Consider the following 26,735-nt stretch of genomic DNA (forward strand, 5'->3'; position numbering starts at 1 on the left):
GCTCAGTCGTCGACGGCCGGTCCGGCGTCGTCCTCCGTGAGGACGATCCGGGCCAGGTGGACCCTGGATCGCACCGAGAGCTTTCGGAAGATCGACGCCAGATGGGTGTTGACCGTGTGCGGGGAGACGACGAGGGCCTCCGCGGCCGACCGGTTGGTGTGACCCGCGGCGATCAGCCGGGCCACCTTGCGTTCCGAGGCCGTGAGCGCGGCCCAGCCCTGGTCGGTACGCGGCCGGAGGCGTCCGGTGCGCCGGCCGGGGCGGCTCGTGGCCCGTTCCAGGTCGGCCCGGACCCGGTCGGCCTCGGCGTCGGCCCCCGCCCGGGCGTAGATGTCGCGTGCCCTGGTCAGGGCGGCTGCCGCGGCGGCGTCGCCCGAGGTCAGGAGCGCGCGCCCGAGGTCGGCGGACGCGGCGGCGAGGGGCAGTGGCCGGGGGCCGTCGAGGAGGATGTCCACCGCCCGCTCCAGGAGTCCGTGGTCGGCGTTCACCAGGCCGTACGCGTGGGCGGCCGTCCCCTGGGCGGTCGGCACGGCGGGGTTGCGGGCGGCGTGTGCGGCGGCCTGGGCCGCGAGGTCCTCGGCGAGTTTCCGGTCGCCGCCGTGCAGGGCGATCCGCACGGCCTGGACGACGTGCGGTCGCAGGAGCCGCCACCGGAGGAAGGGGTGGTCGCGCTGCACCGCCCGGACGAGTTCGGCCGCTGCCGCGTGGTCGCCGTCGGCGTCGGCGACGACGGCCTCGAAGTACCGGTGCGTGGCGTGGTTGCCCGTGTTCGGCCGGTCGGCCACGGTCGCCCGCACGACGTCCAGGTGTTCCCGCGCGGCCTCGCGGTCGCCGCGCAGCATCGCGAGGAGGCCGCGGTTGACGCGGATGTTGACCAGGTTGCCGGGCACGTGGAGGTCCGCTTCGAGGCGCTCGGCGGTGACGAAGTCGGCGTCCGCGTCGTCGAGCCGCCCGAGCCCCATGTCGAGGGTTCCCTGGGCCCAGATGAGCATGGCGGGGCGCAGGGGGAGGTCGCCCGCCGTCCGGAGCAGTCGCCGTACGGCGTCGAAGTCGTCCATGTGGATCAGGGCGATGGCCTCCTCGGGGAGGAAGGCCGGGTCGAACACGCTCAGCGCGGTGTGGTGCGCGACGGCCGCGGCGCAGTCGCCCGCGTTGAGGGCGATCTCGCCGAGACCCCACAGCGCGAGGACGCGGGCCTCCCGGTCCCCTGCTCGCTCCGCCTCGGCGAGCGCCCGTTCGCCGGTCTCCCGAGCGGCCCCGAGGTCGCTCCCGCGGGACCGGGCCAGGGCGTGCCGGGCGGTCAGCCGGGCGCGGACCGCCGGGTCGGTGACGGCTGCCAGCGCCGTCGTCGTGCGGCGGGTCAGCTCGTGGACGTCGTCGAGGTGCCAGAGCGTGTCGCCGAGGACGCACTGCAGACGGGCGAAGACGTCCAGGGGCGGCCGCCGGGCGAGCAGCGCGTCGCCGGTGTCCCGTGCCTGCGTGTACCGGCCCGCGCGGGTCAGCGCGACGATGGCGCGCTCCCCCACGTCGTACGCCAGGGGCGCACGGGGCGGTACGAGTTCCAGGGCGCGTACGGCCAGGTCGGCGGCGAGATCGGGCATCACGGCGATCACGTCATCGGCGGCTGTGCCGAGCAGTGCGATCGCCTCCGTGTCGCCGGGTTCGGCGCTCTTCAGCAGGTGCGGGACCGCGTCGCCGGAGCCGCGGCCCGCCGCGACGAGCCGGCTCGCCGCCTCCCGGTGCAGTGCCCGGCGTACGGAGGGGGCGAGGTCGGCGTAGACCGCCTGGCGGAGCAGGTCGTGGCGGAACAGGAGGCGTTCGCCGTCGTCGTGGAGGAGGGCGGCGGCGATCGCCTCGTCCACTTCGGCGCTCAGTCCGGAGGCGGGCCGGCCGCACAGAGCGGCCGCGTCGGCGAGCGAGAACGCGCGGCCGAGGACCGAGCCGATCCGCAGGAGGTGCAGGGTGTCCGGGCTGAGGTCGGCCAGTCGGCCGCGTACGCCGAGGACCAGCCGCTCGGGCGGTTCCGGCCCGTCCGCGCCCGTCGCCGCGATGCCCGAGAGCATCTCGGCCGCGAGGAAGGGGTTGCCGCCCGCCCCGTCGAGGAGCTCCTCGACCTGCGGCGGCACGTCCCCGCCGAGGACGTCGCGGGCCAGCTCGGCCAGGGCCGTCTCGGACAGCGGCCGCAGGGGGAGGGTCGTCGTCAGCGGCCCCTGCCCGTACGGCTCCGGGTTCTCCCTGCTCGTGAGCAGCCAGAGGACCGGGGAGCCGATCAGCCGTGCCGGCAGGACGCTCAGGGCGAAACGGCTCAGCGGATCGGCCCATTGGACGTCGTCGACCGCGATCAGCACGGGCCTGCCCGCCGAGCGTTCCTCGATCAGCTGGGCCAGTCGCTCGACGAGCCAGATGCGCTGGTCGTGGTGGCCGGCGAGGTCCGCGAAGTCCGCGCCGGAGAGCAGCGGCGGGTCACCGTGCAGGAGGCCCGAGGCCAGGGAGGCGAGCGGTGCCAGTTCGTGCAGTTCCTCGGCGCGTCCATGGCTGACGACGAATCCGCGGGCCCGTGCGAGCGAGACGGCCTCCCGCAGCAGCGCGGTCTTCCCGATCCCGGGCTCGCCGAGGAGCAGCGCGATCGCTCCTCCCTCGCCGTCGCGCACCGCCGCGACCAAGGCGCGCAGCTGTTCCAGCTCGGCTTCGCGGCCCCGCAGTCCGGGCCGGCTGAGCCTGGTCGCCACGCCTCGTTCCTCGGGCCGGCCGGGGCTCATCCCTTGACCGATCCGGCGAGCAGTCCCCGTGCGAAGTGCCGCTGGAGGGAGAGGAAGACGAGCAGCGGGACGAGCGCGGCCACGAAGGCTCCCGCGGTGAGCCGCTGCCACTCGTTGCCGTAGGTTCCGGCAAGGCTCGCCAGTCTGACCGTCATCGGCGCGGTCTCGGCCGTTCCGCCGGACAGTGTCAGTGCCACGAGGAGGTCGTTCCACACCCAGACGAACTGGATGACGGCGAAGCCGGCCAGGGCCGGACGGGCCAGCGGCAGCACGATCCGGAGCAGCAGCGTCCCGTGCGACGCGCCGTCGACGCGGGCGGCCTCGATCAGGTCCCGGGGCAGCGCCGCCAGGAAGTTGTGCAGGAGGAACACCGCGAACGGCAGCGCGAAGACCGTGTGGGCGAACCAGACCTGGCCGAACCGCGCGGGACCGGTGAGGTGCCACGCGGGCAGGAACAGCCAGCCCTGGGAGAAGAGCTTCAGGAGGGGGACGAGCGCCATCTGGAGCGGCACGACCTGGAGCGCGAAGACGCCGACGACGAGCGCGTCGCGCCCCCTGAAGTCGATCCAGGCGAGGGCGTACGCCGCGAAGAAGGCCAGGACGAGCGGGAACAGCACCGAGGGAACGGTGATGACGACGGAGTTGACGAAGTGCTCCGTGAGCCGCCCCGACCCGTGACCGCCGCCGGAGAGCACCTCTCCGTAGTTGTCGAGCGTGAAGCGCGGCGTACCGAACACGGTCCACCAGCCCGTCGTCTTGATCTCCTCCTCGGGGCGGAACGAGGAGAGCAGGAGGCCGAGGGTCGGGGTCGTCCAGAGGAGCGCGATCACCACGGCGATCGACGTGAAGGCGCGGGAGGCCAGACGCTCCCGGACGCCGTTCACCCCGTCCTCCGCTGCGCCCGGAGCCGGTGGGCGACGAAGGGGGTGACGAGGAGGAAGAGGAGCACGGCGAGCGCCGCCCCGCGGCCCGTCTCGCCGTAGCGGAAGGCCTGGTCGTACATCTCGTGGGCGAGGACGCCCGTGCCGAACTGTCCGCCGGTCATGGTCTTGACGATGTCGAAGGCCTTGAAGGTGCCGACCGCCTGGGCGAGGAGCACGACGAGCAGCGTGGGCCTGATCGACGGCACGGTGATCCGCCGGAAGATCTGCCCGGGGGACGCGCCGTCGAGCCGGGCCGCCTCGGTCAGCTCCGCGGGAACGGCCCTGATCGCGCCGGTCAGCAGGACGGCCGCGAAGCCCGCCTGGGTCCACACCATCGCCACGATGAGGAACAGGACGTTCCAGGGGGAGTCCACGAGCCACTGCCTCGGTTCGCCTCCGAACGCGACGACGAGCCGGTTCAGCAGTCCGATCTGTCCGGCTTCCGGGGGACGGTAGGCGTAGACGAACTTCCAGACGACACCCGCGCCGACGAAGGAGATCGCCATCGGCGTCAGGACCAGGGACAGCGCGAACGCTCGGAACCGCGACCGTGCGACGGCCGCCGCGTAGAGCAGGCCGACCGCGGTGGACGCCAGCGGCACGAGGACCACCCACGCCAGGGTGTTGCGCAGTGCCACCAGCGCCCGGTGGTCGGTGAGCATCCACACGTGGTTGTCGAAGCCGGCCCACGTGTCTCCTCCGCGGTCGGTGAACGACAGCGCCAGGGTGCGCAGACCGGGCACGAGAAGACCGATCGTGAGCAGCAGCAGCGCGGGGGCCAGCAGGACCAGGGCGGCGGCCCTCCGCCGTACCGGCCCCCGGTGCAGTGCGAGGAGGATCAGGGAGACGACCGCCGCGAAGGCGGCGACGCCCTGGAGCAGGTACAGCAGCTTGGGCTGCTGGGCGACGACGTCGAACGGCATCAGGGGCCCGGCCAGGACCGTTCGATGGAGTCGGCCACCTGCCGGGTGCTCGCGCCGCCGATCCAGTCGACGGCTCCCTTCCAGAACGTCCCGGCGCCGACCGACGCCGGCATCAGGTCCGAACCGTCGAACCTGAACTGCGTCCTGGGGTCCTGGAGCAGCTGGATCGAGAGCCTGTCGACCGGGGTCGCGGCGTCCGCCGGGTCCACCCCCCTGTTCGCCGAGACGAACGGGCCCTTCCTCATCCGCGCCCTCGCGAAGTCCGCGGAGGCCAGGTACTCCTGGAACGCCCGCACCTCGGGGCGGTCGGCGAACGCCGCGGTGAACACTCCGCCGCCCAGTACGGGGCGGTTCGCCGGGTCGGCACCCGGCAGGAGGAAGGCGTAGACGTCCTTGTCCGGTCCGATCCCGGTGCCCTTCGGCCACATGTCGGCGTAGAACGAGGCCTGACGGTGCATCGCGCAGTCGCCGGAGAGGATCGGTGTGCCGGCCTCCTGGAAGGAGATCGACGCCATCGACCGGGCCGGACCGAAACCGCCGTTGGCGTACCGGTCGTTCTTGAGGACGGACCCCACGGTGTCCATGGCCTTGATCACCCGCGGGTCGTCGAACGCGATCTCGTGGGCGACCCACTGGTCGTAGACGTCCGTGCCCTGCTGGCGCAGCAGGACGTCCTCGATCCAGTCCGTCACGGGCCAGCCGGTCGCCTCGGCGGACTCGATGCCCGCGCACCACGGCTTGACGCCCGACGCCGCGACCTTCTCGGTCACGGCCATCAGCTCGGTCCAGGTGCGGGGAACGCTCAGTCCCTTGTCGCGGAAGAACGTCGGGGAGTACCAGACGAACGACTTCACGTTCGAGACGAGCGGCGTTCCGTAGAGGGTGCCGTCCACGGTCGCGTAGCTGTTCCAGTCCGCCGACCAGCCCTGCTTCGCGAGGGCCGCGACCCCGGCGCTCACGGGCTTCAGCTTCCCCGTCCGCGCGAAGCGTTCCATGAGCCCGGGCTGGGGGAAGAACGCCACGTCGGGCGCGTTCCCGCCGTCGACCCGGACCTGGATCTGCGCCTCGAACTCCCCGTCCCCCTCGTACCGGACGTCGATTCCGGTGCAGTGCGCGAAGTCCGCCCAGGTCTCTTCGAACAGGTCGGCCTCCCGGTCCCGGTTCTCCGCGTAGACGGTGACCTCGGTGCCGGGGTGCTCGCCGTACCGGGCGTACGGTGCGCAGTCCGCGGTGGTGCGCGACCGCGAACCGCTGCCCTGCGGGGTGCCGCAGGCGGTGGCGGTGACGGCGAGGGTGATGACGGCGAGCGCGAGCCTCGCGCCGGACCACATGGGTGTGCTTCCTCCGATCGCCCGCCGCGCGTTCTCGACGGGCGTTCCGGAAAGCTACCGCGTTCGAACGACAGAGACCAATCGTTCGATGTTCACGCGTCGGATCAGTGCCCCGTGGACCGGGCCGCGTCCAGGATCAGCTCCGCCACGGCCTCGGGCCGGGCGAGCATGACCAGGTGGGAGGAGTCGACCTCGACGGTGGTCATGCCGGCCCGCTCGTACCCGTACCGCTCCACATCGGGGTTGATCGTGCGGTCGGAGGAGGCGACCAGGCCCCATGAGGGCTTGGTCCTCCACGCGGCGACCGGTGCCGGCTCCGAGAAGGCCCGTGCGGCCAGGGGGCGCTGGGAGACGGCGAGCACCGCGGCGAGGCGGGGGTCGACGTCCGCCGCGAACAGCGCGGGGAACCGGTCGACGGCCACCGAGACGTCGGTGCCGGTCTCGTCGGAGCCGGGCACCGGGAACGGCGTGTGGACGAGCGCGTCGGCGAGACCGGAATCGGGGAAGCGGCCCTGGAGCTCGCCCAGGCTCTCGCCCTCCTCCAGCGCGTATCCCGCGAGGTACACCAGGGCGCGGACGTTGTCCTCCGCACCGGCGAGGGTGATCACGGCGCCGCCGTAGGAGTGCCCCACCAGGATCACGGGGCCTTCGACGGCACGGACCACCGAGGCGACGTACGCGGCGTCGTCGACGAGGCCGCGGTTGGGCACCGCCGGAGCCACCACGTCCAGGCCGGCGGCGGTCAGTTCGGGGATGACGCGGGCGAAGCCGGAGGCGTCGGCGAAGGCGCCGTGGACCAGGACGACGGTGGGGCGGGCGTGTCGGGGCACGGGGGAGCTCCTCGGTGCGTGCGGGGGAAGGCGGTGGTGGGTCGGTTCACAGGCCGAAGCGGGCGCGGCGCCCCTCGGGCACCAGGTCGGCGTACCCGGGGTGCTTGCCGATCCAGCCGCGGATGAAGGGGCAGTACGGCAGGACGCGCAGCCCACGGGCCCGGGCGTCGTCGAGGGCGCCGCGGGCGAGCAGTCCGCCCAGGCCCCGGCCGCCGAAGCGGGGATCGATCTCGGTGTGGATGAAGGCGATCTCGCCGTCCGAGAGGTGGTACTCGGCGAAGCCGGCGGTCTCGGTGCCGGCGTCGCCGGCGAGGATCTCGTACCGGGACCTCTCGGGCCGGTCGGTCACGCGGGGTTCCATGCGCGCTCCTGTGGGGTCGTGGTGGGACGGGGTCGGTGGCCGCGATCAGAGGGTGCGGCGCACGCCCGCCTGGCGTTCCAGGTTGCGGAGCTGGACGGCGAGGTCGCCCTCCACGGCGAGGTGGGCGGGGCCGCTGCGGCCGATGGGCAGGACCTGCTCGCTGCGCATGTCCTCGAGCATCAGGGCGAACGCCGTGTACATCGCGACCAGCGCCACCACGAGGCCGAGCACCCCGGACGTGCGCGTCAGCCATTCGGCGCCGGTGACGCCGGCGAGGCCGGTGGCCGCCCAGCGGGGCAGGGAGGCCACGAGGACCAGCCACAGCGCCCGTTTGGGCCCGGTCACGGCGGTCATCAGCGCGCCGAAGCAGAGGAGCGCCAGGTTGAGGACGCCGAGGACCTTCGGGCCGTCGGCCGCGCCGCTGAGCATGATGAGCGAGTAGGGCAGCCAGCTGCCGGCGAACACCGCCATCAGCGTGGCCGCGATCACGTCGCGGGCACCGAAGGCCAGGAAGCTGACGAGGAGCTGGAGGACGAAGGCCGGCAGCACGGTGAGGGCGACGGCGGCACGGGCCTCCTCGCCGAGGATCCCGAGCTGGAGGCAGCCCGTCATCACGGAGGCGATGGCGATCGTGAAGAAACCGAGCGGCATGGGTGAGGCGATGGGGCGCAGGTTGATCCGTGTCATCGACCGGAGGTCCGGCTCGAAACGGCGTCCCGGGGGCACGGCCGGATCCTGTGCGTCGCCGTCGGCGGCCGGGGAGGCGGCAGGCATCGGATGCCTCTCTTTCAGTGGTCGAAGCAGGGGTCGACGAAGGACGGCGTCGTCCCGGGGACGGAGCCGCGCGCGACGCGCCACCGGCGGTGCTGCTCGGACTCGGCGACGGCCTCGGCCACCAGCGACGCCTGATGGGCGCCCCCCGGACCCGACCGGTAGCCGCCGAAGTGGGCCACGGGGCTCCACTCCGGACTCACCGGTGGGACGGCCTCGTCGAGACCCTCGTACTCCGCGGTCGCGTAGACGATCCGGCCGCCGACGACGGTGAGGACCGACTCGATGCCGGGGATGGCCTCCTCGGGCACGGTGAGGTAGTCGTCGGACAGGATCGCGAGGTCGCCGTACGAGCCTTCCCGCAGGGTTCCCTTGACGTCCTGCTCGCCGGTGAGCCGCGCTCCGCCCCGGGTGTAGAGGCCGAGGGCGGTCTCGCGGTCGATCGGGGTCCCGGCCGGGTGGAGCCGGGTGCCGCCGACGGTGCGCCCGGTGACCAGCCAGTGGAGGGCGACCCACGGGTTGTACGAGGAGACGCGGGTGGCGTCGGTGCCGGCGGCGACGGTCAGGCCCCGGTCGAGCATGGCCCGGACCGGCGGGGCGTGGGCGGCGGCCTCGGCACCGTACCGGTCGAGGAAGACGGCGCCCTGGAAGGACATCCGGTTCTGGACCGAGACGGCGCCGCCGAGGGCGGCGATCCGGTCGAGGCTGTCGGCCGAGACGGTCTCGGCGTGGTCGAAGAGCCAGCGGTTGCCGCCGGGGAAGAGTCCCTCCGCGGCGAGCTTCTCGAAGACGGCCAGGTCGCGGCGGATCGTCTCGTCGTAGGTCGCGTGGAGCCGGAAGCCCCAGCCGTTCTCCAGGAGGAGCCGGACCGCCTGCTCGAACTCCGGCTCGTAGCCGCCGAGTTCGGGGCGGGGTTCGGAGAAGTTCTCGAAGTCGGCGGCGGCCCAGGTCAGGTTCTCGCCCGCGCCGTTGAGCCGGAGCCACTCGTCCCCGTCCCCGGGCTTGACCGTCTCGGTCCAGCGCTTCAGGTCGGCGAGTTCCTGCCCCGCCGTCTGCGGGAAGAGGTGGTAGGCGATCCGGAGGGTCAACTCGCCCGACCCGGCGAGGTCGACGACGGTCGCGTAGTCGTCGGGGAAGTTCTGGAACCCGCCGGCGGCGTCGACCGCGGACGTCAGCCCGAAGCGGTTCAGTTCGCGCAGGAAGTGGCGCGTCGACGTCCGCTTGTCGGCCTCGTCGAGGGCGGGTGCCTTGGCCAGCGTCGAGTACAGGACGAGGGCGCTCGGCGCCGCGAGGAGGACGCCGTTGGGTTCGCCGTCCCGGCCCCGTACGATCTGCCCTCCCCTGGGATCGGGGGTCTCCCGGGTGAACCCGGCGGCCTTCACCGCGGCCCGGTTCATCAGGGCCGACTGGTACAGGTGCAGGACGAAGACCGGGGTGTCGGGGGCGGCGGCGTTCAGCTCGGCGACGGTCGGCATCCTGCGCTCGGCGAACTGCTCGGCGGTCCAGCCGCCCACCACCCGGATCCACTGCCCCTTCGGGGTGCGGCCGGCCTGCTCGCGCAGCATCGCCAGGGCGTGCCGGAGGCTGCGCACGCCGTCCCAGCGCAGCTCCAGGACGTAGTTCAGGCCGCCCCGGATGACGTGCAGGTGCGAGTCGTTGAGCCCGGGGACCACCCGGCGGCCCAGCGCGTCGACGACCTTCGTTCCCGGCCCGACGAGGCGGGCGAGGTCGTGGTCGTCGCCGAGGGCCGCGACCCGGCCGTCGCGGATCGCGACGGCGCGGGCCTCGGGGCGGGCGGGGTCGCCGGTGAACACCTTCGCGTTGCGGACGAGGAGGTCGGCCTGCGCGGGTTCCCGGCGCGGGGCGGGGACGAGGCCCGCGACGGGCATGCCGGCCGTCATGCCAGCGCCTTGCGCAGGGTGTCGACGGCGAGGTCGACGGCGAGGTCCGCGCCCCACGTGTCGCGCAGCGCGTTCAGCATCACGAAGTCGTGGATGACCCCCAGGACCCGCAGGGCGGTGACGGGGACTCCGGCGGCGCGGAGCTTCGCCGCGTACGCCTCGCCCTCGTCGCGCAGGACGTCGGCCTCGGCCGTGATGACCAGGGCGGGCGGCAGGCCGGTGAGCTGCTCGGTGGTGGCGCGCAGCGGCGAGGCGGTGATCTGGGCGCGCTCGGCCTCTTCGGTCGTGTACTGGTCCCAGAACCACTTCATGGCGTCGCGGCGCAGGAAGTAGCCCTCGGCGAACTCGTGGTACGAGTCGGTGTCGAAGGACGCGTCGGTGACCGGGTAGAAGAGGACCTGCTGGACGAGCGTCACGTCGCCGCGCTGCTTGGCCATGAGGGTGAGGGCGGCGCTCATGTTCCCGCCGACCGAGTCGCCCGCGACGGCGATCCGCGTCCCGTCGAGGTCCTTGTGGTGGCCCTCCCGGGCGATCCACTGGGCGACGCCGTAGTTCTGCTCGATCGCGACGGGATAGCGCGCCTCGGGCGACAGGTCGTACTCGGGGAACACCACGGCCGCCCGGGTGCCGACGGCGAGTTCGCGGACGAGCCGGTCGTGGGTGTGCGCGTTGCCGAAGACCCAGCCGGCGCCGTGGAGGTAGAGGATGACGGGGAGCGGGCCGGTGGCGCCGTGCGGGCGGACGATCCGGGCGCGGACGTCGCCGGTGGGGCCGCCGTGGACGGTGACCCACTCCTCGTCGACGGCGGGCAGCTGGACGCCTTCTCCGCTCTGGACGTCGTCCACGGCCTTGCGGCCGTCCGCGACGGGGATCTGGTAGAGGTACGGCGGCCGGGCGGTGGCGTCGGCGAAGGCCTGGGCGGCGGGTTCGAGGGTCGGTCGGTTCTTCATGAGGGGTTCTCCTTCTGGGGGTGTACGGGACGGGGCGGGTCGGAGCGTCAGCGGGTCGCCCGCGCGGCGGCGAGGATCACGTGGGTGACCACGGCGGGGCGGGAGACGGCCACGGCGTGCGACGCGTCCACTTCGGTGATGTGCGAGCCGGCACGCCGGGCCATCCACCGTCCGGCGGCCGGCGGGATGTTCTTGTCGGCGGTGGCGATCAGCGCCCAGGACGGGGTCGTCTTCCAAGCCGCCTCCCCGGCCTTCTCCTCCAGCGCGGCGGTGGCGACCGGGCGCTGGGTCGCGGCCATGACGGCCGCGTCGGAGGCGGGGACGTCGGCGGCGAACTGCCGGTGGAACTTGCCCTGTTCGATGACGAGTTCGGTGCCGGTGCCACCGCCGGGCAGCGGGTACGACTGCGGGTTCACCGTGTCGCCGAGGGTGGAGCCGGGGAACCTGGCGGCGAGCTCGGCCGCGCTCTCGCCCTTGTCCGGGGTGAACGCGGCGATGTAGACGAGGGCCTTCACCTGGGTGTTGCCCACGGCGGCGCCACTGATGACGGCGCCACCGTAGGAGTGGCCGACCAGGACGACGGGCCCGTCGACGGCGGCCAGCACGCCGCGCAGGTAGGCGGTGTCCGCGGCAAGACCGCGCAGCGGGTTGGCGGGGGCCAGGACGGGGTAGCCGGCGTGCTGCAGCCGCCGGATCGCGCCGCTCCAGCCGGAGGCGTCCGCGAACGCTCCGTGGACCAGGACGATCGTGGGCTTGGGGTCGTACCGGTGGAGGTCGGCCGCCGCCGGACGGCTCGCCGGTGCGGCGGGTGCGGCGCCGATCAGGGCGGCCAGCGTGGCGGGCACGGCGAGGGCGAGGGTGCGCCTCGTGAGCTGCATGGGTGGGTGATTCCTTGTCGGGTGGTGAAGCGTGCGGGTGTGCTCGGTCGAGCGGGAGGGGATGCGCCGGCCGGGCGGAGGGGGTGCGCCGGGCGGTCGGGACCCGGCGCGGGAGGAGGGACCGGGCCTCAGAGGCCGTACGCCTCCAGGAGCCGGAGCCAGATCTCGCTCACCGTCGGGAAGGCGGGCACGGCGTGCCACAGGCGCTCCAGGGGGACCTCGCCCACGATGGCCACGGTGGCCGTGTGGATGAGCTCGGTCGCCATCGGACCGGTGAGCGTGCAGCCGACGACGATCCCTCGGGCCTCGTCGACGACGAGCTTCGCGAGGCCGCGGTAGTCGTCCGCGTGGAGCGCGGCACCGGCGACGTCGTCGATGCGGTACTCCACCACGCGCACCGCGAGACCCGCTTCGCGTGCCGCGCGTTCCGTGAGCCCGACGCTCGCGACCTCGGGGCGGGTGAAGACGGCCTGCGGGACGGCGACGCGGTCGGCCTCCGCGCTCCACGGCTGCCGTCCGCCGGTGTCGGCGGGGCGCCCCGCGGCTCGCTCGGCGATCGCCGCCGCGCAGGCGCGGGCCTGGTACTTGGCCATGTGGGTCAGCGGCGCACGGTGGTTCACGTCGCCGACGGCGTAGAGCCAGTCCCCCTCGACCGCGAGGACCCGACAGGTGTCGTCGACCGGAAGCCAGTCGCCCGCCGGCAGTCCGACGGAATCCAGGCCGAGGTCCGCGGTGCGCGGGCGCCTGCCGACGGCGGCGAGGACCTCGTCGCAGACGAGAGTCGTGCCGTCGTCGGTGTCCACGGTCACCGTGCGGGTGCCGGCGTCACGCGTGACCCGGACGGCCGACACCCCGAAGCGGACCGTGACGCCCAGATCGCCCAGCCCCCGGGTGACCTCTTCGCCGGCGCAGGGCTCCCAGCCCGTCAGCAGGGCCTGGTCGCGGACCAGCAGGGTGACGGAGGAGCCGAGCGAGCGCCACGCGGTGGCCATCTCGCAGGCCACCACTCCCCCGCCGATGACGACGAGCCGCGCGGGCACCGCGTCGGCGGTGGTGGCCTGCCGGTTGGTCCAGACGCCGATCCGGTCGAGCCCCTCGACCGACGGAAGGGCGGGTTCCGTGCCGGTGCAGACCACGACCGCGCGCCGGGCCTCCAGGGTGCGGACGGTGCCGTCGGCCCCGGTCGCCTCCACCCGGCGCTCACCGGCGAGCCGTCCGTGCCCCCGTACGAGCGCGACGCCCGCACCGCCGAGCCAGTCGGCCTGACCGGTGTCGTCACCACGCCCGGTGAAGCGGTCACGGCGGGCCAGCACACGCGCCGGGTCGAGCGCCGCCGTGACCGCCTGCCGGGCCCCGTCCACCGACCGGGCGTCCGCTCGGGCGGCGCCGGGACGCAGCAGGGCCTTGCTCGGCACGCAGGCACGGTAGGAGCACTCGCCGCCGACGGCCTCCGCCTCGACGACGACGGCGGTCAGCCCCGCCCCGGCGGCGCGGGCGGCGACCACCTCCCCGGCCGGCCCGCCGCCGACCACGACGACGTCGTACGTGTCCATCAGCCGTGCACCAGGGGGGTGTCCACGAGGTGCTCGGCCAGGAACCACACCTGCGCCTCGCCGGTGCGGACGACGTCGGAGACGAGCAGGTCGGCGCTGCCCTCGTCGCCCTCCCCGGAGAGCCGGGCGGCGGCGTCGCGGGCGTCGATCAGGATCCGCTCGTGCGCGTCGAGGAGCCGCGACAGCATGACGGGCACCGGCTCGACGCCGTCCGGCGGCCGGGGGATCGCCGTCAGCTCGGCGACGTGGCGCGGGTCTCCGACGGCGACGCCGCCGAGGCTCTGGACCCGCTCGGCCAGCGCGTCCACGAGGGCCAGCTGGGCCTCCGCGTGCTTGTCCAGCATCAGGTGGAGCGAGTAGAAGGTCGCCCCGCGCATGAGCCAGTGGTGCTTCTTGTAGAGGGAGTGGAGGATCTGCGTGTCGGCGAGGACGCGGTTCAGCCGCTGGCAGGCGTACATGCGGGTGTCGTGACCGAGGCCGATCGGCAGCTGCTTGAGCGTGCCGAACGCCTGGGTCTCGGCGCCCTTCTGGTGCAGCAGCGGCTGGCCGCCGCCGTGCGGGTTCGGGAGGGTGTCCATCGAGTGCTCCTGTGCGGGGTGGAGTGGGTACGGGGGCCCGGCCGCCCGGTCGGGGGTGCGCAGCCGGCCGGACCCGGTCGGGGGTGCTCGCGCTCAGCGCTCGGCGATCGCCGGGGCGGCGGGAGTCCGGTGCAGGACGAGCCGGGTGAGGAGCCCGCTGCCGAGACCGGCCACGAGCGCGAGGGCCGCCCACCACGACGGGTACGGCGAGAGCCCGAGAACCGCGTCGAGGGACCAGGCGCCGGGGCCGGTGGCGGCGAGGGCGGCGGCGATGCCGATGAGGACGAGCGGGTACTCGTATCCGTCGTTCTGCACCCACAGCCCGTGGCGCCACTTCACGGTGAGGGCGACGGTCATGACGCCGATGGCGCCGGTCGCGGCGAGCGGGGTCAGGAGGCCGGAGGCGAGCAGCAGGCCCGATCCGATCTGACCGCCGCCCGCCGCCAGGGCGGTGAGGGCACCGCCGCGGAAGCCGTCGGCGCGGAACTCCTCGGTGCCGCCCTCCAGCCCCTTGCCGCCCAGGTGCGAGCTGACCTTCTGCACCCCGTGGCCGGCGACGAGCAGTCCCACCAGCAGACGCAGGATCAGAATGCCGGTGTCCAAGGTGATCAGCCGGCCGCGTGCGCGCCGATGACGCTCTGCGCGTACACGACGCCCAGGCCGTACGCGCCCGCGTGGGCCTTGACGATCTCCATGACCGCGCCGTACGTCTCCTGGCGCGCCCAGTCCCGCTGCAGCTCCAGGAGGACCTGCACCCAGGTCACCGGCACGGCACCGGCGGCGATCATCCGCTGCAGCGCGTGCTCGTGGGCGGCGGGGCTGACGCCGCCGGACGCGTCGGTCACGACGTAGACCTCGTAGCCCTGCTCGAGCGCGGAGAGCGCGGGCAGCACCAGGCAGACCTCGGTCCACAGACCCGACAGGACGATCTTCTTGCGCCCGGTCGCCTTGACCGCCGCGACGAGGGCCTCGTCCTCCCAGGCGTTCATCGTGGTGCGGTCGATGACCTCGTTCTCGGGGAACACCTCGGCGAGCTGGGGCAGCAGGGGGCCGGAGAAGGACTCGGCGGCGACCGTGGTCAGGACGGCCGGAACGTCGAACGCCCGAGCCGCCTTGGCGAGACCCACGGTGCTGTTGATGATGGCGGCACGGTCGCCGCTGCCGGTGCCGAAGAACATCTGCGGCTGGTGGTCCACGAAGAGCATGACCGAGTTGTCGGGGGTGAGCAGGTCCTTGCCCGGAGCGGCCTGCACCTTGTCGATGTCGAACATGGGGGTCCTTTCGAAGCCATCGGTGGCGCGCCCGCCGCGTCCGCGGCGGGGCACTTCTTCACGCTACGAGCGACCCGGCCGACCGAGTTGACCTCCTGCGCCCAGGGGTTGGCACGACAGCGCACAACCGGTCGAGGACGAGAGCCGTCGGCGTCACCGGCGCGAACCGGGGCCTCGCCGGACGCGGCGCACCGCGCTGCCGCGCTTCGCTTCCCGCACGTACGACCCCGGCGGCCTCGCCCCGTCCTGAGCGGCCGTTTCCCCGGCATGACGGTCGTCGGCCGCTCCACCGCCGACGAGTTCACCGGTCCGCGCGACGGAACCGGCGGCGTCTCCGCCGTGGCGCTGCCCCACGACGTGATCACCGGAGCCGCGCCGGTGCCCGGTTCGTCTCGGGCTTGGGTGCCGACCGGCTGGACGGGCGCCCACCGGGCCGGCGCGCAACCGGGCGGCGCCGTGGCCTTCCCAAGGTGACCACGCACGGCCGCCCGTCATGGCCGGGGAGGAAACGCCCGCTTCCCTCGGATGCCGGCGCACCGGCCGCCGGGGCGGCTGCGGAACCAGGCGCTCAGCCACAGCGCCTGGAACGCGGCATCGAGGAGATAGATCCGCCGGATGCGTCCGGGGGTGGCGTACCGGACGTCCACCACGAACAGGGCGGTGGCCGTTCCGGTGCCCAGCAGGCGCGCGTGGGCCGTCCCCGCTCCTGTCCCGGCACCGCGGATCTGAGCCCATCCGATGGCGACGAGCAGCCCGGAGACCGTCTGCAGCAACCACACGTCGGCCTTCGGACCGGTGATCCCCTCGAAGCTGCGCCTGTGGACCAGGGGCCACATCCCGCTCACGAGGTTGAACCAGCCCTGCGCTCGGGCGACGGACCCGGGAGTCTCCATCTTGCCCACCGGCCCTTCACGCGTGATCGATGTGCGGCCGCGGGAGGACCCTCGCGCCCCGACCGGACGGGCGATCGGCACACGGGCGACTGCCCGCGCCGCCGCTCCTCAAGCGCACCCGTGCGATCTCCTCCGCCCGCAAGCACCCCGATCGGGTGGGAATCGGCCGTGCGGATGCGGTTTCCGTTCCCGGAGCACCTCACAGGAGGTATCCCGTTCACAGGGACCGGCTGCCCGGCGGCGGGCACCGGCGCACCGCGCTGCGGGAACCGCCGCGGGGCGGCTGTGCGATCCGGGCCGGAAAGCAGGAGGTGGAGCGTGGCGGGGTACGCACCGGGAAGCCGTCGTGGGGGCCGGCCACGGCCCCCGTCCCACCGCGTGCGGGCAGTGGGGCGGCGCGGGGCGTGGTGAGGCGTGAGGCCGAGGAGGCAGCCGGTCCCGGCCGTGAGAACCGCCGGTCGATCGCGGTGGGGGCACTGGTCGGGGCGGCCGTCATGGCGGCGTCGGACGAGATCGTCTTCCATCAGGTGCTCGGCTGGCACCACTTCTACGACCGGTCCACCCCGGCGGTGGGCCTCCTGTCCGACGGCCTGCTCCACTCGGCGGAACTCCTCGGGCTGGTCACGGGGTTCTTCCTGTTCGCCGACCTGCTTCGGCGCGACGCGCTGTCCGCCGGCCACGCCTGGGCCGGGTTCCTTCTGGGCGCGGGCGGCTTCCAGCTGTTCGACGGCGTCGTGGACCACAAGCTGCTGCGCGTGCATCAGATCCGCTACGGCGTGGACGTCACCCCCTACGACTGGGGGTGGAACGCGTTCGGGGCGGTCGTGCTGCTGACCGGCTGCGCTCTCGCCGTACGTGCCCGTCGGCGGTCGGTACGGGACGACGAGGCGTGACCCCCGCCCATGGTCTCCCCGGTCCGGTCGCCGCTGTCCTGTGGACGATCGTCCCGGCGGCCGCGCTCCTGTTCGTCGCCGGGTACCGGATGGCAGCCGCCCGGCTCAGGCGCCGCGGCGACGCCTGGCCCCGGTGGCGGGACGCCTCCTTCTGCGCCGGCGGGATCGCACTCGCCTGGGCCGCTCTGGGGACCCTGCCGGGCGGGCCGTTCACGAGGCATATGGCCCTTCACCTGCTCACCGGCATGGCGGCGCCGCTCCTGCTGGTGCTCGCCCGCCCCCTCACGCTGGTGCTGCGCAGCCTGCCGCCGGGCCGCGGGCGTCGGGGAGTACTGGCGCTGGGGCACTCCCGTCCCGTCGCCGTGCTGGTCTTCCCTCCTGTCGCCGCCCTGCTCGACGCCGGCGGCCTGTGGCTCCTGTACCGCACGCCGCTGTTCGCGGCGGCTCAGCACCGGCCGCTCCTCCACGCGGTGGTACAGATCCACCTCATGGCCGGCGGTCTGCTCTTCGCCTTCGCCGTCTGCCGGCTCGACCCCGTACGGCACCGGGGCGGCGGCATCGCCGTTCGTGGTGGCGCGCTGCTCGCGGCCGGGACCGCACACGCCGTGCTCGCGAAGAGCCTGTACGCCGCGGCTCCGCCCGGTACCGCTTTCGCCCCCGCCGACCTGCGTGCGGGCGCGCGGCTCATGTACTACAGCGGGGATCTGGCCGAGCTCGCGCTCGCCCTCGTCCTGGCCGTCGAGTGGTACGCCGTCACGGGGCGGGCGTGGGCCCGCGCCCGGCGGCGCCTGACGCGGCCGGACCCGGACCCGGTGTGACAGGCCGGGTCCGGTCTCCCGTCATGGATCAGTGGTCTCCGGCCGCGGGGTGCCGCCGGCCACGGGAACCGCCCCGGGTGTCGGTCCGGTCACGCGCCGCGGATGCGGCGGCGAGAGCCAGGAGCGTGGCGATGACTCCCGTGATGAGGTTGGTGGTGATGGAGCGGGTGCGTGCCACGTCACCCGCGACGACCCACGGGGCGACGCAGGTCCAGATGCCGATGGCGGCCGCGGCCCAGGCCATGGAGTGGGTGCGTTCGTACGAGGTGCCGAGGCCGCCGAGGAGCAGCATGTAGGCGAGTCCGGCGATGAGGTTGGTGACGGCCAGCGTGGTGAAGCCGTTGAAGCCCACGATCCAGGGGGACGCGGCCAGGAAGAGGCCGGTGACCAGAGCGAGGGCTTCGATCATCTGCGCTCGTGGGGTGACGGCGGCCCTGTCGTGCCGGGCGCGCAGTTCCATCAGGTCGGGGTGTTCTTCGATCGGTGCACGATGAGTTGACGCCATGATGACCTCCGAAAGACGTTCACCCAGCACTTACCCATAAATGCCACATAAATGAACAAGAGGGACAAATATCTCAGCGCGGGGTGGGGGCGTCTCGGGGCGTGACGGTCGAATCTCCCCGCCGGACGGTCCCCGGCGCGGCGCACCCATGCCGCCCGCGGGACCTCCTCGCCGTCCAGCACGCAGGTGCCGACGCGGCCCTGCCGGCCCCGGCAGGACCGCGCGAAGGATCACGAACTCGACGAACACGACCGGCGGGACCTCGGGAGCGGGGCTGCGGCCGACGGCCGGCCGGACGCCTGCCCGTCCCTCGCGGGAGACAGGCGACGTCATGGCGTGGCGGGGAGAGTGACGGCTCCGTGCAAGGTCCCCGGCCACCGCGCCGATCACCGTGGCCGACACGGGACGCACGCCCTGCGCTGCGCGCGGAAGGCGGGAGCCGTCATCGTCACCGACGACGGTCACGACGTCCGTCCCGAGTGGTGACCGCGAACAGCGCACGACTCCGACGAAGACCTCCGGGCCGGACTGTCCGGCGTACTCCTCGGACGCGGCGAAGGCTCAGGACGGGGTCGGCTTCCGGGTCCGCCTCGCCGCTCTCACTCCCCTCCGTCCATACTGCGGCGGATGGCGTCGCGCGCCCGGTCGGCGACGGCGGCCATGGGGCCGAGGATCAGGTTGGCGGTGGCGCTCTCGACCCCGGGGTGGGGATGGGTGGGCGCCGTCGCCTCCGCCGCCCGGACGGCCTTGGCCATCAGGGCGAGCCGGGCGGGCGAGGTGGTGCGGCGCAGCAGTGCGAACTCGTGGCGTTCCTCCGACCTGGCGTGGGCGAGGACCGCGTCGCGGAGGGACAGCAGCGCGGGCATGAACCGGGGGTCGGAGGTGTCCGTGTCCTCGAGCGCGGACAGCTTCTCCTTCGCCGCCTTCTCCTCGGCGAGGCGTTCCTCCACCACGTCCGCCCCGCCGTCGAAGGCGGTCCGGGCGCTGGGGTGGACGACTTCCTCCTCCGCGGTCTCGTGCACGGCCGGCAGGTGCACCAGGCGCCGGAACGCGTCGGCCCGGGCTTCCCCCTCGGTGGTGCGGACCTCGTCGAAGAGGGTGTGGATCTGGCCGTGCTGCCGCGTCAGGAGTGCCACCACGTCCTCTGCGGCCGCCGGGTCGCCCACCTGGGCCTGCTCGTCCACGGCGTCCCGTCCTGCCCCGGCCATCACGCGCGCTCCGATGCGACGGGGTGCGGTCCTTCGGTCTCCAGCCGGTAGTCCCGCTCGAACATCTCGCGGTGCTGGTCGATGACGCGGTCGCTGGGCGGCTTCTCACCGCCGTGGAGGCGTTGCTGCATCTGCTCGAACCGCTCGTGCGCCTCCCGGACGTAGCCGGCGCCGAGAGTGGTGAGGTCGATCTGGGTGGCGAGCAGCTCGCGCAGGTAGTCCTTGTTCGGCTCGAACGTCAGGACGTTCGGCAACTGCGGGGCGCAGGATCTCCTCGGGGTCGCGGCCGTCGTGGCGGCGCATGAGGTCGCAGGCGATCCGCAGGTGCTCCAGCTCCATGTTCAGGTGCAGCTCCCACAGCGCCTTCACCTTGGGGTGGCTCTCCTGCTCCATGAAGGAGTAGTAGAGGTAGCACTCGTTGTACTCGTGGTTGACCAGCTGCTCCCACCACGTCTCCCCCGGGTCCACCAGGGACTCGTAGTGGGTGACGTGCTCCTCCTCGATCAGCCCGATCTCCTGGTAGAGCCGGCGGGCGATCGGCTCCGTGTAGGTGGGGCCGGTGTTCATGTAGAAGTTCATCGTCTGCTGCTCCGCCGACATCACCGTCAGCGCGTGCAGTTTGGAGAGCGGATCGGTGGCGGCCTTGCCGTAGGGGTCGCGCACGTTGTCGAAGGGGTGGCGGTGGTGCATCCGGGTCGGCCGGCCCGGCATGACCTCCGTCAGGCCGTCGACGATCGACTCGGCCTTGCGGTGCTCGATCATCTCGTACGGGTTCGCGTACCGGTACAGGTGGTCGAAGTCCTCCAGGACGCCGAACTGATACGCCTGCTTGAGGTAGGGGTCCGGCTCCATCCGCGCGATCCAGGCGGTGAGGTCGACGGCGACCTGCTCGTACGCGATCGTCGTCTCCAGTACCGACGACACCCCGGGCAGGAGCCAGTTGACCGCCTTCTGCTGCTGGGCCTCGACGTACCGGACCTCGGCCAGGCCCCGCTTCACGTCGGGATCGACCGTGTTCCGGGCGAGCTGGTGGCTGAAGAGGACCGCCTCGACCTCGATGCCGTTCATGGTGATGATCCGGCAGCGGGTGTACGGGTCGGTGGCGTCCGGGTCGATCGGCGCGACGTTCAGCTCCCGCCAGCTGCGGACCTGCTTGTCCAGCGGGATTCCCCGTTGTTCCAGAGGGTTGAAGGTCATGCGGCACCTGACTTTCCGGCAGCGGGAGGGGAACTTGCCCCCTGCCCCTTCCGGCCCCCACACGCCCGGTCCGGCGACTCTCACCTCATTGGCCGTGACCGGCCCGCGCATGCCGCCGGGTCCCGGGGGTAGCCGCCGGGCGCCGCATGATCGGGAGGAGATGACGAGCCATGGTGGTGCACATCGACCGGGGGCTGACGCCGCGCGTCTCGGATCCGCCGCACGTACTGCGCCAGGGGGCGCACGATCAGCTCTTGGGCCTGCTCATGCTGGCGGTCGCGGTGCTGCTCCTGCTGATGCCGATGGCCACCCAGGTCGGTCCGAAGGACGCGCAGATCAACGAGATGCTCGTCGGTCTCGTCGTGGCGTTCACCGCGGGGTGGCGCGTCTACCGCGGCGGGAGCCTGCGGTCCGATGCCGTGGTCGGCCTCGCGGGCGTCTGGCTCCTCGTCTCGCCGTTCGTCCTCGACGCGCAGAACACCGCCGTGCACACGGCGGACCGCATGCTCGCCCTCGTGGCCGGCGGCGTCCTGATCGTCCTCAGCGTGGCGTCCGCTCTGTTGTGGTGGCTGGACCGGAAACGCACCCGTCAGCCGATGGCGCGCGCCGCGACGGCCAGCACGACCGACGCGGCGGCGGACAGGCCGAGAACGGCGGCGACAAGGCGGCGGCGCAGGAAGGCGTAGCGCCGGCTGTACTCCTCGCGGAGTTCGTCCGCGCGGGCGACGGTGGCCTGGAGCATCCGGCGCCGCACGGACAGGTGCTCCTCGGCGAACGCGCGGGCGATCTCCGCCTGCTCCTGGGGCCCCAGCCAAGCGAACCGCCGGGCAAACGCGGTGCCGGCCTCGGCGGCGTCGTTCCTGGCCCGCTGCACCAAGAGGTACCCCTCCAGCCGGGCGATGCCGACGCTCGCCTCCGCAGCGGGTGAGTGCGGACCGCGGGCACCGCGTCCGGCCGGCCCGGGAGCGTCGCCGTCCCGCCGGACCGGATGCCCCACGAAGTCTCCGGTCTCCCGGTGCCTCCGCGTGGTCATGCTCCGCCGCCCTGCGGGTTCTGCCGGGCACCGGGGTCGTCGATGACGTCCCGCTTGTGCGCCTCGTCGTAGTCCAGCGCCGCGAGGCTGGGGAAGTTCAGGTCGAAGGCGGGCGACTCGGACCGGATGCGCGGGAGGGTGAGGAAGTTGTGCCGGGGCGGCGGGCAGGAGGTGGCCCATTCCAGGGAGCGGCCGAAGCCCCACGGGTCGTCCACGGTGACCCGCGGGGCGGTCTTGGCGGTCTTCCACACGTTGTAGAAGAACGGCAGGGTGGAGGCGCCCAGGAGGAACGCTCCGATGGAGGAGACGGTGTTCAGCGCCGTGAATCCGTCGGCCTGCAGGTAGTCGGCGTACCGCCTGGGCATTCCCTCGGCCCCGAGCCAGTGCTGGACGAGGAACGTGCCGTGGAAACCGACGAACAGCGTCCAGAAATGGATCTTCCCGAGCCTTTCGTCCAGCATCGTGCCGGTCATCTTCGGCCACCAGAAGTAGAACCCGGCGAACATCGCGAAGACGACCGTGCCGAAGACGACGTAGTGGAAGTGGGCCACGACGAAGTACGAGTCGGTGACGTGGAAGTCCATGGGCGGGGAGGCGAGGATGATGCCGGTCAGACCGCCGAACAAAAAGGTGACGAGGAAGCCGATCGACCACAGCATCGGCGTCTCGAAGGAGAGCGACCCCTTCCACATCGTGCCGATCCAGTTGAAGAACTTCACTCCCGTCGGCACGGCGATGAGGAAGGTCATGAAGGAGAAGAACGGCAGCAGCACCGCCCCGGTGGCGAACATGTGGTGCGCCCAGACGGTCACCGACAGGCCCGCGATCGCGATCGTCGCCGCGACCAGACCGATGTAACCGAAGATCGGTTTGCGGGAGAAGACCGGCAGGATCTCGGTGACGATGCCGAAGAACGGCAGGGCGATGATGTAGACCTCGGGGTGCCCGAAGAACCAGAACAGGTGTTGCCAGAGCAGGGCGCCGCCGTTCTCCGGATCGTAGACATGGGCCCCGAACTGCCGGTCCGCCTCCAGCGCGAACAGCGCCGCCGCCAGCACGGGGAACGCGAACAGCACGAGCACCGACGTCAGCAGCACGTTCCAGGTGAAGATCGGCATCCGGAACATCGTCATGCCCGGAGCCCGCATGCAGATGATCGTGGTGATGAAGTTGACCGCACCCAGGATCGTCCCGAAGCCGCCCAGGGCGAGCCCCATGATCCACATGTCGCCGCCGACATAGGGCGTGCGCTCCCCTCCACTGAGCGGGGTGTAGGCGGTCCAGCCGAAGTCAGCGGTGCCCTGCGTGGTGAAGATCCCCGCGAACGCGATCACACCGCCGAAGAGGAACAGCCAGTACGACAGCATGTTCAGCCGGGGGAAGGCGACATCGGGGGACCCGATCTGCAACGGCATGATCGCGTTGGCGAAACCGGCGAAGGTGGGGGTGGCGAACAGCAGCAGCATCACCGTGCCGTGGAGGGTGAACGCCTGGTTGTACTGCTCGGGGGAGATGATCTGCAGCCCCGGCCGGGCCAGTTCCGCACGGATCACCAGGGCGAGAATTCCACCGAGCAGGAAGAAGACGAACGACGTGATCAGGTAGAGATGCCCGATCTTCTTGTGGTCCGTCGTCGTCAGCCAGTCCACGACGACCTTCCCCCAGCTCCTCTTCTTCACCGGCACGAGGGTGGGTGGTTCCGTGGAAACGACCATGTGGACTCCGTGAGGGACTCAAAGGGATGCCGACGGGCGTGGCGACCATAGGACCCGGGGTTCCCCGTGACCGCCCGAACACCGCCAGTCGGAATCAGTCACTTCATCACACCTGCGCTGACCTGCGGATCCACTCTTCCCCCGCGGCAAGAGCCCTCGTTCGGCGGGCGTGGGACGTGAACCGGCGTCCGCCCCTCGCCACTGCGCCCCGCCGCAGGCCTCTGCCTCGTACCGAGCCCCTCGCCACGGGCGGAGGTTCCGGGCGGGCGTGCCGCGATGACGTGATCTCGCAGGACGCCGCCGGCGCACGAGGCCGGAGTCCCGACCGCATCGCCGCCCCGATGCACCGCGCCCAGGGCGATCTCGCCGGAACCGAGCACCGCCTCCCCCTTGCGTGAGCGGATCCGGGCCGACGTGGGAGCGGGCTCCCTCAGCGCCACTGCCGTAGGTCTTGCCACAGAAGCGGCATTTCAGGTCCACCGTCCGACCGTCCACGACCATGGCGATCTGCCCGCGAGCACAGCAGGCGGTCGTGCCGCGCTCCCGGCCGGCGAGGCAGGTGGCTCCCTGCGCTTTCCGTGCCGCCCGGGTGTACGGCGTCGGAGCCGAGGACGTACGGCCGGACGCCCTCGCGGACGACAGCGGCAGACTCCCTCCCGCAGTCGCGACGACAGCCACGGGAGGGAGCCGGACATCCCCCGACGCCCTATCGGCTCGACGGAGAAGACACCGGGTCAGCGCACCCGGCCCCGCGCCTTCAGCTGGGTCACAGGCACCTCGGGGGCCGGGAGGCGGTCGCCGTCGTAGCCCTTCACCTCGCCGAAGCGGTCGCCCGACATCCAGTCCTCCCGGGCCTGGCGGATCTCCTCATCCGTGCGGCCCACGAAGTTCCACCACATGACGATCTCCTCCTCGAAGGGTTCGCCGCCGAGGAGCATCAGGCCCGCGTCGGAGGAGGCCCGCAGGGGGAGGTTGGTGCGGCCGCAGCCGAGGTAGAGCATCGAGCCGGGGAGGACCGGGACGCCGTCGACGTGCGCCTCGCCGGACATGGAGAGGACGGCGTACTCGAAGTCCGGGTCGAGCGGCAGTTCGGTCTCGGTGCCGGCGGCGAGGGCGAGGTCGGCGCCGACGAGGGGCGTGTACGTCATCCCCGGCGAGGTCGAACCGTCGAGGGAGCCGAGGACGACCGTGGCGGTGAGGCCGGGGGCGGTGACCCGGGGCAGGTGGGCGTGGTGCTGGAAGTGCGGCTCGACGTGCCGGTGCGCGTCCGGCAGGGCGACCCAGAGCTGGGCGCCGTGCAGGAAGCGGGCGTGCGGGCGGGGGCTCTCCTCGGAGTGCGAGATCGCGCGGCCGGAGGTCATCAGGCCCAGCTCGCGGGGGCGGATCGTCTGGAGGCTGCCGGTCGAGTCGCGGTGCAGGACCTCGCCCTCGTGCAGCCAGCTGACGGTCTGGAGACCCATGTGCGGGTGGGGTGGCACCTGCATGCCGGGCTCGTCGGCGATGTCGTCGGGGCCGTAGTGGTCGACGAAGACCCAGGCCCCGACCATCCGGCGGCCGAGGTTCGGCAGCAGGCGCCGCACCTCCGTCGACTCACCGAGGCGGACGTGCCGGGGGCTGAGGAGTTCGCGTACGGGCTCGGCGACGACGAAGCCGCGGCCACCGCACACGGCGAGCTCTGCCTGGCGGTCGAGATTGCTCATCGGGGATCGACACCTCTCCAGTGGGGGGACATCGGGGAACACCCGGGTAGTGGAATGTTCAACTAGCCTTCGGTGTTGACGAGGGCGGACCACCCCACAGGGTGGCAGATCCGGCACCCCGGAACAGGGAGAGCAAGTGAGCGACACGTACTACGAGTTCGGAACGGCCGCCGACCGCTGGAGCCGCGCGCGGCTGTTCTTCGACGCTAAGGAGTACCAGACCGCCGTCCGCATCCTGCGCGGCCTCGTCGCCGAGCACCCGGACCAGACGGCCCAGCGGCTGCTGCTCGCCCGCGCCTACTACCACTCCGCCCAGCTGAAGCCCGCCGAGGCCGAGCTCCGCGCCATCCTGGAGCGCGACCCGGTGGAGCACTACGCCCGGCTGATGCTCGGCCGCACGCTGGAGCGCCAGGGCCGCCAGGACGAGGCCGCCCCGCACCTGCGGATGGCCGCGGCGATGAGCGGCGAGCTGCCGTCCTGACGCCAGGCACGGCCTGGCCGCGAAAGGCGACCTGACGCGGAACTGATACCCCGGCACGGTATGGTCGGGCCCCAGGAGGACCTGATCGTGCCCACACCCCGGCCGCACCACGGCGAGCGAGCGGAAGGTGCCCTCGCGCACCTCCTGCTCGTCGTCGTGCTCGCGCTCGGGGTGTTCATGATGCATTCCGTGGGCCATCCCGAAGGCCCCGCGACCGGCACGTCCACCACGGCAGCGGTCCACGCCGGCGCCCCCGGCGGCGCCCCGGCCGCCGCCGACCACGGTGCGCCGGACCACGGCGCGCCGCAGCCGGACGACGGACACGCGCCCGGTTCCGGGATGGACATGACCACGCTCTGCGTGGCCGTCCTCGCCGGCTGGCTGCTCACCGGCCTCGTCCGGGCCGCGCTCGGCCGCCGCCCCGACTGGCTCGCTCTCCTTCTCGCGCGGCTCGCGCCGGCGCTCGCGCCGCACGCCCCTCCCCGCCGCCCTCCCGACCTCGCCCGGCTGTCCGTCCTGCGGATCTAGGCCGTACCACCCCGCGGCGGGCCGCTTCGCGCTGCCCGCGCACCACCGGTACACCCCATGATCCGTACGTACAGCACACGAGGAATCACCATGCGTACTTCCCGCACGCGCACCACCCGCGCCCTCGGCCTGACCGGCGCCGTCGCCGCGGCCGCCCTGCTCCTCGCCGCCTGCGGCGACGACGACACCATGAGCGGCATGGACCACGGCGGCACGCCCTCCGCCACCACGACCGCCACCGCCACTCCGTCCGCCTTCGGGAACTCCGGGACCTTCAACGACGCCGACGTGATGTTCGCGCAGATGATGATCCCCCACCACGAGCAGGCCCTGGAGATGGCCGGGCTCGCCGACGGACGCGCCGAGGACGCCGGCGTGAAGAAGATCGTCGCCGCCATCGAGAAGGCACAGGACCCCGAGATCCAGAAGATGAAGGCCTGGCTCAGGGGCTGGGGCGAGCCCGAGTCCGCCGGGACGCACCACGGCATGGCCGGGATGATGTCCGAGCAGGACATGAAGGACCTCGCCGCCCTGAAGGACGAGGACTTCGACCGCAAGTTCGCGGAGCTGATGATCGCCCACCACGAAGGCGCGGTGGAGATGGCGAAGACCGAGCAGAAGGACGGCGGCAACGCGGAGGCGAAGGCGCTGGCCGGCGAGGTCGTCACGGCCCAGACCGCGGAGATCACCGAGCTGAGGAAGATCCTCGACCGTCTCTGACGCGCGGACCGGATC

The 26,735-nt window shown here is 72.7% G+C and carries 27 protein-coding genes and 1 pseudogene; 7 read left to right on the forward strand and 21 right to left on the reverse strand.

Translation table 11 applies throughout. The features are described 5' to 3' along the window. Window positions 1-2: 2 nt before the first annotated feature. The 14 genes from IE245_RS25500 to IE245_RS25565 form a co-directional block, all read right to left on the reverse strand. On the reverse strand, window positions 3-2,759 hold the full coding sequence (locus tag IE245_RS25500; protein WP_189951561.1) for a helix-turn-helix transcriptional regulator: 2,757 nt from the start codon (window positions 2,757-2,759) through the stop codon (window positions 3-5). Continuing rightward, the gene (locus IE245_RS25505; protein ID WP_189951564.1) at window positions 2,756-3,643 is read right to left on the reverse strand and encodes a carbohydrate ABC transporter permease; all 888 of its coding nucleotides are present in this window, start codon (window positions 3,641-3,643) and stop codon (window positions 2,756-2,758) included. The genes IE245_RS25500 and IE245_RS25505 overlap by 4 nt, the downstream gene beginning before the upstream one ends. Further along, window positions 3,640-4,605 carry a carbohydrate ABC transporter permease gene (locus IE245_RS25510; RefSeq protein WP_189951565.1) on the reverse strand — a complete coding sequence of 322 codons (966 nt, stop codon included), beginning with the start codon at window positions 4,603-4,605 and terminating at the stop codon, window positions 3,640-3,642. Before IE245_RS25510 ends, IE245_RS25505 begins: the two co-directional genes overlap by 4 nt. Continuing rightward, window positions 4,605-5,936 carry an ABC transporter substrate-binding protein gene (locus IE245_RS25515; RefSeq protein WP_189951567.1) on the reverse strand — a complete coding sequence of 444 codons (1,332 nt, stop codon included), beginning with the start codon at window positions 5,934-5,936 and terminating at the stop codon, window positions 4,605-4,607. Before IE245_RS25515 ends, IE245_RS25510 begins: the two co-directional genes overlap by 1 nt. Window positions 5,937-6,040: 104 nt before the next feature. Next, window positions 6,041-6,766: an alpha/beta fold hydrolase gene (locus IE245_RS25520; RefSeq protein ID WP_189951569.1), complete on the reverse strand. Its 726-nt coding sequence runs from the start codon at window positions 6,764-6,766 to the stop codon at window positions 6,041-6,043. Between the two features lie 46 nt (window positions 6,767-6,812). After that, a complete protein-coding gene (locus IE245_RS25525; RefSeq protein ID WP_189951571.1) occupies window positions 6,813-7,127 on the reverse strand; it encodes a GNAT family N-acetyltransferase in 315 nt (104 codons plus the stop codon). Between the two features lie 45 nt (window positions 7,128-7,172). Then, window positions 7,173-7,814: a GPR1/FUN34/YaaH family transporter gene (locus tag IE245_RS25530; RefSeq protein WP_229851496.1), complete on the reverse strand. Its 642-nt coding sequence runs from the start codon at window positions 7,812-7,814 to the stop codon at window positions 7,173-7,175. Window positions 7,815-7,915: 101 nt separating this feature from the next. After that, complete coding sequence (locus IE245_RS25535; protein WP_189951575.1) at window positions 7,916-9,799, reverse strand: amidohydrolase; 1,884 nt, start codon at window positions 9,797-9,799, stop codon at window positions 7,916-7,918. Continuing rightward, the gene (locus IE245_RS25540; RefSeq protein ID WP_189951577.1) at window positions 9,796-10,749 is read right to left on the reverse strand and encodes an alpha/beta hydrolase; all 954 of its coding nucleotides are present in this window, start codon (window positions 10,747-10,749) and stop codon (window positions 9,796-9,798) included. The genes IE245_RS25535 and IE245_RS25540 overlap by 4 nt, the downstream gene beginning before the upstream one ends. 47 nt (window positions 10,750-10,796) lie before the next feature. Continuing rightward, the gene (locus tag IE245_RS25545; RefSeq protein ID WP_189951579.1) at window positions 10,797-11,627 is read right to left on the reverse strand and encodes an alpha/beta fold hydrolase; all 831 of its coding nucleotides are present in this window, start codon (window positions 11,625-11,627) and stop codon (window positions 10,797-10,799) included. Window positions 11,628-11,755: 128 nt separating this feature from the next. Then, window positions 11,756-13,180 carry a dihydrolipoyl dehydrogenase family protein gene (locus tag IE245_RS25550; RefSeq protein WP_189951580.1) on the reverse strand — a complete coding sequence of 475 codons (1,425 nt, stop codon included), beginning with the start codon at window positions 13,178-13,180 and terminating at the stop codon, window positions 11,756-11,758. Further along, window positions 13,180-13,758 carry a Dps family protein gene (locus IE245_RS25555; RefSeq protein ID WP_189951582.1) on the reverse strand — a complete coding sequence of 193 codons (579 nt, stop codon included), beginning with the start codon at window positions 13,756-13,758 and terminating at the stop codon, window positions 13,180-13,182. The genes IE245_RS25550 and IE245_RS25555 overlap by 1 nt, the downstream gene beginning before the upstream one ends. Window positions 13,759-13,851: 93 nt before the next feature. Continuing rightward, entirely contained in the window at window positions 13,852-14,361 is a 510-nt protein-coding gene (locus tag IE245_RS25560) for a DoxX family protein (RefSeq protein WP_189951584.1), read from the reverse strand. A gap of 5 nt (window positions 14,362-14,366) precedes the next feature. Continuing rightward, a complete protein-coding gene (locus tag IE245_RS25565; RefSeq protein WP_189951586.1) occupies window positions 14,367-15,029 on the reverse strand; it encodes a hydrolase in 663 nt (220 codons plus the stop codon). A gap of 267 nt (window positions 15,030-15,296) precedes the next feature. Between IE245_RS25565 and IE245_RS25570 the strand changes: the two genes are divergently transcribed. Then, window positions 15,297-15,503, forward strand: a complete 207-nt coding sequence (locus tag IE245_RS25570) for a hypothetical protein (protein WP_189951588.1) — start codon at window positions 15,297-15,299, stop codon at window positions 15,501-15,503. A gap of 17 nt (window positions 15,504-15,520) precedes the next feature. On the opposite strand, the gene IE245_RS25575 is transcribed toward IE245_RS25570, so the two are convergent. Then, window positions 15,521-15,922 carry a hypothetical protein gene (locus tag IE245_RS25575; RefSeq protein ID WP_189951590.1) on the reverse strand — a complete coding sequence of 134 codons (402 nt, stop codon included), beginning with the start codon at window positions 15,920-15,922 and terminating at the stop codon, window positions 15,521-15,523. A gap of 404 nt (window positions 15,923-16,326) precedes the next feature. Here IE245_RS25575 and IE245_RS37205 point away from each other — a divergent pair, with 404 nt between their 5' ends. Together IE245_RS37205 and IE245_RS25585 are read left to right on the forward strand one after the other, a co-directional pair. Further along, window positions 16,327-16,815, forward strand: a complete 489-nt coding sequence (locus IE245_RS37205) for a DUF2243 domain-containing protein (RefSeq protein ID WP_268256589.1) — start codon at window positions 16,327-16,329, stop codon at window positions 16,813-16,815. Beyond that, the gene (locus tag IE245_RS25585; RefSeq protein ID WP_229851497.1) at window positions 16,812-17,633 is read left to right on the forward strand and encodes a cytochrome c oxidase assembly protein; all 822 of its coding nucleotides are present in this window, start codon (window positions 16,812-16,814) and stop codon (window positions 17,631-17,633) included. The genes IE245_RS37205 and IE245_RS25585 overlap by 4 nt, the downstream gene beginning before the upstream one ends. A gap of 28 nt (window positions 17,634-17,661) precedes the next feature. Here IE245_RS25585 and IE245_RS25590 read toward each other — a convergent pair whose 3' ends face one another. The 3 genes and pseudogenes from IE245_RS25590 to IE245_RS25600 all read right to left on the reverse strand — a co-directional run bounded on the left by IE245_RS25590 (window position 17,662) and on the right by IE245_RS25600 (window position 20,543). Further along, entirely contained in the window at window positions 17,662-18,138 is a 477-nt protein-coding gene (locus tag IE245_RS25590; RefSeq protein ID WP_189951594.1) for an SPW repeat protein, read from the reverse strand. 599 nt (window positions 18,139-18,737) lie between these two features. After that, window positions 18,738-19,346: a hemerythrin domain-containing protein gene (locus IE245_RS25595; RefSeq protein WP_189951596.1), complete on the reverse strand. Its 609-nt coding sequence runs from the start codon at window positions 19,344-19,346 to the stop codon at window positions 18,738-18,740. Further along, a pseudogene (locus IE245_RS25600) lies at window positions 19,346-20,543 on the reverse strand (hypothetical protein). The gene IE245_RS25595 and the pseudogene IE245_RS25600 overlap by 1 nt, the downstream one beginning before the upstream one ends. A gap of 170 nt (window positions 20,544-20,713) precedes the next feature. Between IE245_RS25600 and IE245_RS25605 the strand changes: the two are divergent. Further along, a complete protein-coding gene (locus tag IE245_RS25605; RefSeq protein ID WP_189951599.1) occupies window positions 20,714-21,229 on the forward strand; it encodes an SPW repeat domain-containing protein in 516 nt (171 codons plus the stop codon). Here the strand turns inward: IE245_RS25605 and IE245_RS25610 are convergent. The 3 genes from IE245_RS25610 to IE245_RS25620 form a co-directional block, all read right to left on the reverse strand. Further along, window positions 21,133-21,576: a hypothetical protein gene (locus IE245_RS25610; protein ID WP_229851499.1), complete on the reverse strand. Its 444-nt coding sequence runs from the start codon at window positions 21,574-21,576 to the stop codon at window positions 21,133-21,135. The two genes, IE245_RS25605 and IE245_RS25610, sit on opposite strands and share 97 nt — an antisense overlap. Then, entirely contained in the window at window positions 21,573-23,291 is a 1,719-nt protein-coding gene (gene ctaD, locus IE245_RS25615) for an aa3-type cytochrome oxidase subunit I (protein WP_189951601.1), read from the reverse strand. The genes IE245_RS25610 and ctaD overlap by 4 nt, the downstream gene beginning before the upstream one ends. Before the next feature lie 734 nt (window positions 23,292-24,025). Continuing rightward, window positions 24,026-24,991: a pirin family protein gene (locus IE245_RS25620; RefSeq protein WP_189951603.1), complete on the reverse strand. Its 966-nt coding sequence runs from the start codon at window positions 24,989-24,991 to the stop codon at window positions 24,026-24,028. Window positions 24,992-25,127: 136 nt separating this feature from the next. On the opposite strand from IE245_RS25620, the gene IE245_RS25625 reads away from it, so the two are divergent. From IE245_RS25625 to IE245_RS25635, 3 genes are all read left to right on the forward strand, one after another. Next, window positions 25,128-25,472, forward strand: a complete 345-nt coding sequence (locus tag IE245_RS25625) for a tetratricopeptide repeat protein (RefSeq protein ID WP_189951604.1) — start codon at window positions 25,128-25,130, stop codon at window positions 25,470-25,472. Between the two features lie 60 nt (window positions 25,473-25,532). Continuing rightward, window positions 25,533-26,000 (forward strand): DUF6153 family protein, encoded by a 468-nt coding sequence (locus IE245_RS25630; protein ID WP_189951606.1) that lies wholly within the window; start codon window positions 25,533-25,535, stop codon window positions 25,998-26,000. Window positions 26,001-26,090: 90 nt separating this feature from the next. Then, the gene (locus tag IE245_RS25635) at window positions 26,091-26,720 is read left to right on the forward strand and encodes a DUF305 domain-containing protein (RefSeq protein WP_189951608.1); all 630 of its coding nucleotides are present in this window, start codon (window positions 26,091-26,093) and stop codon (window positions 26,718-26,720) included. The last annotated feature ends 15 nt before the right edge of the window (window positions 26,721-26,735 follow it).

Origin of the sequence: Streptomyces roseolus, from assembly GCF_014649855.1 — a bacterium.
GTDB classification, from domain to species: domain Bacteria; phylum Actinomycetota; class Actinomycetes; order Streptomycetales; family Streptomycetaceae; genus Streptomyces; species Streptomyces roseolus.

What these genes read in the sequence shown, in the direction of transcription:
- IE245_RS25500 (WP_189951561.1), bottom strand. Translation starts at nt 2,759, where the DNA reads ATGAGCCCCGGCCGGCCCGAGGAACGAGGCGTGGCGACCAGGCTCAGC.
- IE245_RS25510 (WP_189951565.1), bottom strand. Translation starts at nt 4,605, where the DNA reads ATGCCGTTCGACGTCGTCGCCCAGCAGCCCAAGCTGCTGTACCTGCTC.
- IE245_RS25515 (WP_189951567.1), bottom strand. Translation starts at nt 5,936, where the DNA reads ATGTGGTCCGGCGCGAGGCTCGCGCTCGCCGTCATCACCCTCGCCGTC.
- IE245_RS25525 (WP_189951571.1), bottom strand. Translation starts at nt 7,127, where the DNA reads ATGGAACCCCGCGTGACCGACCGGCCCGAGAGGTCCCGGTACGAGATC.
- IE245_RS25530 (WP_229851496.1), bottom strand. Translation starts at nt 7,814, where the DNA reads ATGACACGGATCAACCTGCGCCCCATCGCCTCACCCATGCCGCTCGGT.
- IE245_RS25535 (WP_189951575.1), bottom strand. Translation starts at nt 9,799, where the DNA reads ATGACGGCCGGCATGCCCGTCGCGGGCCTCGTCCCCGCCCCGCGCCGG.
- IE245_RS25540 (WP_189951577.1), bottom strand. Translation starts at nt 10,749, where the DNA reads ATGAAGAACCGACCGACCCTCGAACCCGCCGCCCAGGCCTTCGCCGAC.
- IE245_RS25545 (WP_189951579.1), bottom strand. Translation starts at nt 11,627, where the DNA reads ATGCAGCTCACGAGGCGCACCCTCGCCCTCGCCGTGCCCGCCACGCTG.
- IE245_RS25550 (WP_189951580.1), bottom strand. Translation starts at nt 13,180, where the DNA reads ATGGACACGTACGACGTCGTCGTGGTCGGCGGCGGGCCGGCCGGGGAG.
- IE245_RS25555 (WP_189951582.1), bottom strand. Translation starts at nt 13,758, where the DNA reads ATGGACACCCTCCCGAACCCGCACGGCGGCGGCCAGCCGCTGCTGCAC.
- IE245_RS25565 (WP_189951586.1), bottom strand. Translation starts at nt 15,029, where the DNA reads ATGTTCGACATCGACAAGGTGCAGGCCGCTCCGGGCAAGGACCTGCTC.
- IE245_RS25570 (WP_189951588.1), top strand. Translation starts at nt 15,297, where the DNA reads ATGACGGTCGTCGGCCGCTCCACCGCCGACGAGTTCACCGGTCCGCGC.
- IE245_RS25575 (WP_189951590.1), bottom strand. Translation starts at nt 15,922, where the DNA reads ATGGAGACTCCCGGGTCCGTCGCCCGAGCGCAGGGCTGGTTCAACCTC.
- IE245_RS25590 (WP_189951594.1), bottom strand. Translation starts at nt 18,138, where the DNA reads ATGGCGTCAACTCATCGTGCACCGATCGAAGAACACCCCGACCTGATG.
- IE245_RS25595 (WP_189951596.1), bottom strand. Translation starts at nt 19,346, where the DNA reads ATGGCCGGGGCAGGACGGGACGCCGTGGACGAGCAGGCCCAGGTGGGC.
- IE245_RS25605 (WP_189951599.1), top strand. Translation starts at nt 20,714, where the DNA reads ATGGTGGTGCACATCGACCGGGGGCTGACGCCGCGCGTCTCGGATCCG.
- IE245_RS25610 (WP_229851499.1), bottom strand. Translation starts at nt 21,576, where the DNA reads ATGACCACGCGGAGGCACCGGGAGACCGGAGACTTCGTGGGGCATCCG.
- ctaD (WP_189951601.1), bottom strand. Translation starts at nt 23,291, where the DNA reads ATGGTCGTTTCCACGGAACCACCCACCCTCGTGCCGGTGAAGAAGAGG.
- IE245_RS25620 (WP_189951603.1), bottom strand. Translation starts at nt 24,991, where the DNA reads ATGAGCAATCTCGACCGCCAGGCAGAGCTCGCCGTGTGCGGTGGCCGC.
- IE245_RS25630 (WP_189951606.1), top strand. Translation starts at nt 25,533, where the DNA reads ATGGTCGGGCCCCAGGAGGACCTGATCGTGCCCACACCCCGGCCGCAC.
- IE245_RS25635 (WP_189951608.1), top strand. Translation starts at nt 26,091, where the DNA reads ATGCGTACTTCCCGCACGCGCACCACCCGCGCCCTCGGCCTGACCGGC.